1 protein-coding gene is annotated in these 8862 nt (G+C 48.9%); it reads left to right on the forward strand.

What is annotated here, in order from left to right:
- Positions 1 to 29: 29 nt before the first annotated feature.
- A partial coding sequence (locus tag CAG65_RS03695) for a tandem large repeat (protein ID WP_161452253.1) occupies positions 30 to 8862 on the forward strand: 8833 nt, incomplete at its 3' end.

The raw sequence follows: 8862 nt of genomic DNA on the forward strand, positions 1-8862 counted from the left end.
TAGCTAGGTTGTCTTTAGTCTGTTTAGCCATGACGCTCGCTTCCTGTGGCGGCGGTGGTGGCGGTGGCAGTAAGAAAGACTCTACGCCACCGGATCGCGCAACCGGAACCATCTCAGGCAAGGTATACGATGCGCCAGTATCTGGTGCCACAGTATCTGTTTGGGAATACAAAGACGGAAAATTAGGACGTAAACTGGGTGAATCCAAGTCGGATCAGTCCGGTTACTATTCTGTTCCGGTCAAATCCTCTAGCATGCCGGTCTATGTGAAGGCCAGCGGCGGCGCTTACCGCGATCCGATTACAGAAGAAGTGATATCGGCCAGTAATGGCAAAACAATGACGATGTCGAGTGTGGCCAACTTCTCAGAAGGAACATCTCAGTCGATCATGCTGACGCCGTTGTCAAATATGGCGACCGGTCTGGCAGAGTACAAAATCGAACGTGGAGAGAGTGCGACCAATGCGGTCACAAGCTCGGTAAATACCATCAGCGATATGTACGGTTTTGATGTTAACGAAACCACCCCGATTGACATTACCAAGGGCGGTCAAAGCAGCAATGCCACCGATGGCCATAAATACGGCGCGTTATTAACGGCTTATTCGTCTTACGCCAAAGATCTGATAGACCGTTACCCTACCGAAGAAAGTAAAACCCTTTATACATCAATGCATCTATCGGACATCCAATATCGAGATATCCGCTCGGATGGAGTGCTGGATGGTAAAGAAGCAGACGCTAACGGCGTTGAATTGGGTATGAGCTTTGGTCAGGTTGACGTAAACAGCGAGTTATATACGAACGTACTGTCCCAACACGTGATGATTGTCGTGAACGATCCTGCTTTAAACGTGTCGGGCACCAAGCCGAGCGAATACCGCGATTTCAGTGAGCAGCTCAATAAACTAGGCACGCCAAACGGCAACGGCGGCGCGTTGCCACCACGAGATGAAGTCGCCATCGATCAAGATGCACCAACGGTGACGCGAAACAGTGACAGCGTGCTTGCCGGTGATGCCAAAATCATCATCGATCTAAAAGATGATGTCGGTGTCAAGGACCTAACGGTCAAACTGCAATTGGAAACCGCGAATGGTTGGTCCGAGGAAATGCAGTGTACTGACGGTTATATGGAGCAGTACTGCAAGCTGGACCTGACTGACTTTACCAGCGGTATCCGTGCTACTCAAGCCAGTGTGGAAGTGGACACATTTACCATCGACCGCAATTATCCAACGCCAGATGAGGGAGAGCCTCTTATCCTTGGGGCGCGTTTGGTCGTGTATGCTGAGGACGTGCTCGGCAATTATCATGAGTCGAACAGCGGCGTATTGTTGCCTTTCTTCTGGGACAACGTAAAACCTGTGATTGAAGTTGAGTCATCACCGACCATAAACAGCACGAATGACAGCTACAACCTTCAAGGTTGGGCGATGGACAGCACCAGTGAAATTGCAAGTCTGACCATTAGCCTAGGTGAGGACGACTTCCGTGACATCACCTGTCGTGAACCTGCGGGCGAAAAATGTGCCTTCAACGAACCATATCCAGCAACTGGCTTTGGTGCGGCGACCACGTTCACCATCACTGCAACGGATGCTCAGGGGAATGAAACTCGAAAAGAGTGGGTTGTCACCAAAGACAATTCACCGCCAACACAGTCAGTAACATATCCGAACATTGACGACGCGCAGATGGCGTTTATTTCAATTGCGCCTGACGGTAGCCGGGGCTTAACAGAGCTCAAAGACTACACGTCGAATACGTTTACTGAAAGTAACATCTCTACCACGCAAGACCATCTGAAAGTCGACTTTGTATACGCTCGCTCAGGGCTGAAAGCCGTCCACCAGGATATTGATTTTGCTGATTTCAATGCCAGTGCCTTGACCACACTGAAAAATAACCACATTCCTTACATCAAGGTAAAAGTACAGGATGACAATTTTGATGTGGAAGGCGGCGCGCAGGGAACCTCTGCAGAAGATTTGAAAGTAACGGTGCGTTATTACGTAAAATCACCGACGGATAATGACTACAATATTGCTGGTCAAGTAAGCAGTCACGATGCGTTTTCGAAACCGACCGGTGCCATTCCTCACGAAGAGATCATCAAAAACGGGGAAGAGCCACTCTCTTACCTCAATTATTACGTTCCCTTCGTACAGGAGCTTCTTGAAGATAATTACGCGTCCGTACCGGAGCGCAGCGAACAGAAGATTACCATTACCACTGAAGATCGCTCTGGTAACCTAAGTGATGTCAGTACCATTTACTTCAGATCGACCTTTGACTTGCCTACGTTCAATGTGGTGACACCATTTGCTAATGCGCTGGTGGAACTTCGTGGATTAAATTCTAAAGGTAACTTTGACAGTAACCCGGTGGCAAGCTGCACTACACGGCTTGTTGAGGGGGCGACGGATGTGGCGACCTGTCAACTACGCTCCGACCTTGGTGCTTATCAGTTCTTGCAACTCAAGCTCAGTAATCCAGGTGCGGGGAAAGCGTATTATTACCAATGGAGCAACAAAACACGCAGAGATGTCGATCTCAGTAACGCACATTTAGGCGCGTACTTTGATGCTCTAAACCCGCCTTCAACCATATATCTGACAGAATTATCGGCATACCATACCGGATTGTTTGACTACATCTGGAGCCAGCAGAGTGAGCATACGTACGCTGATGCTAAAGCGTATTTGCAGCAAGTTGTGAATGCCCTGGCGTCTAAAAGTAACGCTTCTTTCTTCGGTTTTGATCCAGTTCTGACCGGTTATGCGACCAATGAAGACCTAAAAGAGATTTTGTTGAACGATGAGTTCTTCCACCGCTTCATTGTGGAAGGCCTGCTCGATCTGACTGGCGGAAGCTCCCGAATTTCTTCAGTTGAGTATGCCGCGGCGTTTTATGACGATCTGGCCGCGGATGGCAAAGCGGACGGTGTGAACAGCCAAGGCCAGCAGATTTTTGTTAACGGAGATAAAGTTACGTCAGAGACGTATCGTCAAGTGCTGGCGATGGCGGTTAATAATGTTATGACGTCTTTTGGTATTTCAGTGAGGGATGCTCTGGAGTGGGCAGACGTCATTGCTAAAGCCTATCCAAGTATTACCGTAAACAACGCGTCACAGAATATCTTTACGCAGTCTGGAGGAAGTATTGATGGTGAAGCACCAAGTCCGACAGTCACAGCGTCAGCAGACGCGGGTACAGGCTCAGTATACAAAGCGGATAATGAGACTTACGTTGCCGGCTTAGTGAAGTTTAACGTTCAAATTGAAGACGCGTCTAAAATTAAGAACTCTCCGATTCCGGTATTCAGTGCGCTTTGGCGTCCACTGAATGGCTCAGATACAAAGGCATTCGAGAAACAACTCAAAACAGGAACGGATTACCAGAGATCTGAAAGCTTTGACTTGAATACCAAAGACGAGGATAGCTATCCGGGTATTGATCAACTCACTGTTGCGGTAGAGGCGGAAGACGTGGAGGGTAACAACCATAATCCACCGCATTATACCGTGTTTGTCGTTGATAATGATTACCCTAGCGTCGAGTACAAACTCCCTGCAGGCGTTAGCAATGCCGATACTTATCTGAATATCCAAGGCCAGATCCCATTGCGCTTTGCCGTAACCGATCGTGTCGGTGATATTCCGGATGAGCGTAAAGTTTTGTTTGTTTCGAAAGACGATCCAAGCAAAACGAAGGTGTTTACAAAAGACGAATTGAAGAATGTTGGCAAAGATACGACGTTAGAGCTGTGCCTATCGTGTGAGGGTGAAAGCAAGCACACGCTCGATAACGGTAACTGGAAAGTGTACTTTGTCGCCGAGGACAAACTGCAGAACAAACGGGATCAAAATACGTACGGTGTTGAAACCTTTACGGTCAACATTGACTCCACCAGCCCCGTTGCCCGTAGTGAGGGTACCGCAGAGATTCCTAAAGTACTGGGTGGTAATGACGAATGGCCTCCACGCAGCCTGATTCTACTGGCAGACGATGGTCAGAGCCCACTTTCTGAGATCAGTGTGAAATATAAAGCGCCGTTGAGTGAGGTTGTGGATCTTGTGCAATGTGCGGACGATCTTTCGACTGAAACTGCGCCCGCTTGTTTGATTGCTGAACAACCGGACGTTAAGGTGCGTTTGATTGCAAGAAACATTAATGCATCGGTAGACGGCGTGCACCAGTTCTTCGTTGTTGCGAAAAATGCGGCGGTGCCTGCAGGTACAAGCTCACAAGGCGTTTTGACCTTTACTCCTGATATTGTTGGTCCGGCGATGATGTTGGACACGCCTTGGGCTAGAGACACTATTTCAACTCAAGGGAATGTTCTAGGTAAGAGCTTTGATGTCCATTTTACATCCATCACGGATGCGTCTGGTGTTGAAGCGGTGTCTCTTTATCAAAAGCACACCGATGGCAGTGAGGATACGCTGGTAAAAGAGCAGGTGCTATCGACCCAACCAGTCGGTTCTTACAAGCTGAACGTTGCCGAATCTGAAGCCAACAATATTGACCTTAAAGGCAGCGAGTCCGACAAGGTTTACCTGTATGTTAAAGCTAAGGATAAAAAAGGTTTTGAATCTGAGTTGCCATCACGTCAGGTGCGGATTGACCGCAATGGCCCAACGCTCAGCCTTAACGTAGCGGACATCAGTAAAAACTATTTTTATACTAAAAATGGCTATGAATTTACGCTTAACGCAGTGGATTACGATGGCTCTAACTTGGATAACCAGAGTAACGACGGTGTAAACAAAGACACGATTCGTTACTGGATTTACCCAGTGGATCAGACAAAACCAGACATCGATGGTACAACCCCGTCGGGGGATGCAAAGCGCCTGATTAACGTGTTGGCTGAAAGCGATGTCACACTGCATGTTGAAGCGAGTAACACACGTGGATTTAGCAACTCACAAAGTTTTAATATTCGGGTTGATAATAACGTGCCAGATATTAAAGAACTGCAGGCTAGCTACAAGGCCGACTCTTCTCTGATATCGGATGGCGGCTTTGTTAACCAAACGGGGGACATTGTCTTTACGTTGCGCGCCGAAGACATTAGCGGAACGAAAACGCCGGAAGCCTTCTACAAATTCAATGGTGGTGCAAGCATCCCACTGGCGATGCAAAAAGGCGAAGATAATCAGTGGTCAGTAACACTTGGCATAGATAAAACGTCACAAGACGGCCTGTACACTTTTGAATTCAGTGTTGAAGACAACGTGGTGTACCCAGGAAATATGCAAAGCAACCCGAACACCGCTAAGCGCACTTACACATTGAATGTTCAACGTGAAGGGGTCGCGTTAACGAAAGTGACCAGCCCAGCTAACTTTGCCACGTATATTTCTGGTAAGTCTCTGAATGTTGAGTTTGAGCACAGTGGTGAGGCGCAGGTCGAGAAGCTGGAATGTTGGATCCGTGACAGTTGGAACGGCTCTGGTAATCAGGTGCCTGATAACCAGGATCCTCCGTATCAACTGGTTTTACCAAGCGATAAGTCTTACTCCTGTCAGTTGGAGGGTATAGCTGGTCAGTCGATGAAAAATCCGGTTTTGATCACCAGAACGTTTACCCAAAATAAAGCCGAAAAAGTGAGTCTGTTCAGTTTCGCAGGCTTGGATACAACAGTACCGACTGTGGTGAAAGATGAAGCTGATTCGAACTGGGTAAACGGGAAATACTTCCTCAATGAGAAGAGTGTACTGACTGTCGACGGTAAGAAGAAATTTGTAACCAAGCTGAAATTTAGCGACGATTTCTCTGGTGTTTACAGTGAGGATGCGGCTGGTTCTTCGGCAGGTAAGCCAACACTGAGTAAAGTGAGTGCGCTGGACATTTTGCTGAGTAAAGATAAATGTGAGCCGTTATCGGGTGGTGGTCTTGCTTGTGACTTCTCTGGAGAGGTGAACTCATTGCTACCGGGTACTAACTCAACGGGTGAATTTGAATTTGTAGTCAAAGCGCTTGAAGACAAAGCCGGTAACAAGGCTGATCCACAACCGATCGTTATCGTTCGCCCACGAGGACAGATTGAGGCGAGCATTGAATCACCAGCAGCAGGGACGTCGATAGAAGCGAACGTAAGTGCAAGTCTTGAAGTGAAATTCAAGTACAAAGCTTATGAAGGTTCGGAGGTGACCGATTACACCGTCAGTGTGGATGGACAAGCGTATGTATTCAGTGAAGATACCTCTGCCAGGTTCGGCCAAGCCAGCGATTGTGGTGATGGTTACTTCTGTAACACCTTTAAATACCAGCTGCTTTCTAGCGATATCGACAAATCAAAACTGAAAGTTGTCGTTGAAGTAACAGATGTGTGGGGGCTAACTAGCACACCACAAGAAGTGTCCGTTGAGTTAGATGGTACGGCTCCGGTACTTGAGGCAGTACAGTTTGATCCTCAGGTGGCAAGCAGCGGTCAATCGGTGAAGGTGACGGCACAGTTCTCAGAAATAGTCACGAGCGTTACAGGCAGCCTTGGTGCCGAGGGCGGTATCTCTAACGTGGTGCAGTGGACACAAGACGACGTCAACCTGATGGTTTGGCATGGTACTGTGACTGCACCTGCGGTTGGTGATAACGTGACGGATTTGGTTCTTAAGGTTAACGAATACAGTGATGTGGCCGGTAATAAAGGCGAAGCTAACAGTAACTTTAGGTTGCCGTTGCTTCCCACTCTGGCGGTAAATACGATCAATGATGTCAACTCGACTAACGTGAGTAGCGTTGCCATCTCGGGAACCAGCACTCGTTTTAGTGACGGTGATAAACTTGCGTTGCATTTCTACTCTCAGGGCAGTGAAATTACGCATCAGGTCGGAGGCACGCTCGAAGCTACGGTAAGTAACCATACCTGGCAGACAACCGTTGATCTCTCGTCGGTTGCGGATGGAGAAGTGAGCGTTATGGCGGAAGGCACCAATGCCAAAGGAGCAAAGGTGCAATCGGAGCAAATACAATTCAATTTGTCCGCAACGCTGCCAAACATCGTTTCGAATGACATTTCGCTTGATCAGATACCCGTCGTCAATGGGCAAGAGAATACCGTGACACTGACGTTCTCGAAGCCTGTTAAGGACGTCAGCGCCAAGCTCGGAGAGGTGAATATCAGCTTTAGTTCCGGGGAAGAGTATTTGAAAACTTGGGTGGGGAGTGTCACTCCCCAGCTCAAGGCCGGGGAGGTCAGTCAACGTGTTGTTGTCCAGACGGGGTATTCCGATTTGGCTGGCAACACGGGGGCTTCACAGGAAGCCCTTTTTAATGTCCAACCAGAACTTTTTGTGAACACGATCACGGCCGATGATGTGATCTTAGTCGATGAAGCGCAGGCCTTGGTGCTGAGCGGCAGCGCACTGGGGTTTGAGCAAGGTGATACCCTGTCCATCACCTTGTCAGGTGCTAACAGCGAGACCACAACGATTGAAGCTACATTTAGCAGCGACAGCGAATGGTCATCATCACCAGTCGACATTGCTGACTGGAGCGAAGGTAATGTCTCTGTGACAGTCTCAGGAAGCAATCAAAATGGAACGTCAGCAAATGCGTCACGTGAAGCAACGATGTCTGGCACTCAGCCAGCTCTGAGCAATGTAACCTTTAACCCTACCCATCAGGTTTCGGGTGAATCGGTCAATGTTTCGCTGACGTTCAATAAGAAAGTCAGCGGAGTGAAAGCGACTCTGGGTAGTGCAGACGTTCAATTGACAGCAAACCCAGAAGGGACGGTTTGGAATGGTAATGTGGTTGTTCCAAGTGTGGATGCTACCGATGCTGTGGCATTGACAGTGACGGATTATCAGGACGAATACGGCAATATCGGCTCAGCCAACAGTGACTACTCGCTGGCGTATTCACCACAGATGGCGGTGACTGTGATGCCTGATCAGGTCAATGAGTCTGACGCTAAATCAGTCATCATCAGCGGTACGTTTACGCATGTGGCATCTTCCACGATGACACTGCAGCTAAAAGGTGCGACGCAGCAAACGGCCGCTCAACCGCTGAACTACGACGCCAATGCAGGAACTTGGGCAAGCTCAGCATACGACATTTCTGGGTTTACCGATGGCCCGATCACTTTGATCTTCGGTGGTGACGTGACAGTGGCAAACAGTATTACGGTCAACGCCAGTGAGTTGGCGCCTGCGGATAAGACATTGACGCTGAACCAGCAAAAGCCGGGCGTTAGCAACATCAGTGTTGATACATTACGCGATGGTTCCGCTGCAGTGGTGAATGTGACTTTCAGCGAGTCGGTGACCGAAGGGGCGGTGACGATTGCGGGTGTAAACACGACCTTAACGGGCTCTGGCAGCACATGGACGGCAACCACCACATCAGAGATAGCGCTTTCAGCTACGCAGGAAACGGTGAATGTCGAAGTGAGTGGTTTCAAAAACGCCGCAGAAAATGCTCTGGATGCGCATTCACAAACCGTGAATACACCAGTGACCTGGGCTTTGACGCCAAATCAGGATACGCCATACAGCCAGGAACAGGCGAAGAGCGTGGTGATCAGCGGCCAAACAACGGGTCTGGCTGCCGGTGCTTCGATCACTGTGGTCGCAAAACAGGCGGGCAGTACGCTTCAATCGGAAACCGCTCAGGTTCTCAGCGGTGGTCAGTGGTCGGTATCGCTTGATTTGAGTGCCAGTGATGGTGAAGTCAGTGTTCAGGCATCAGCAACACGTAATGCGCAGACTTTTGAATCAGAAACCCAAACTCTGCAATTGGATACTCAGGCGCCTTCGGTCGATGGCATTCCACAACTGACACCAGCGACGCCGCTTTCTGGTGAAACTGTGGCGGTGAAGGTGAACTTTACCAAGGCCATTACTT

Origin of the sequence: Vibrio sp. V39_P1S14PM300, from assembly GCF_009904765.1 — a bacterium.
Lineage (GTDB): Bacteria > Pseudomonadota > Gammaproteobacteria > Enterobacterales > Vibrionaceae > Vibrio > Vibrio proteolyticus.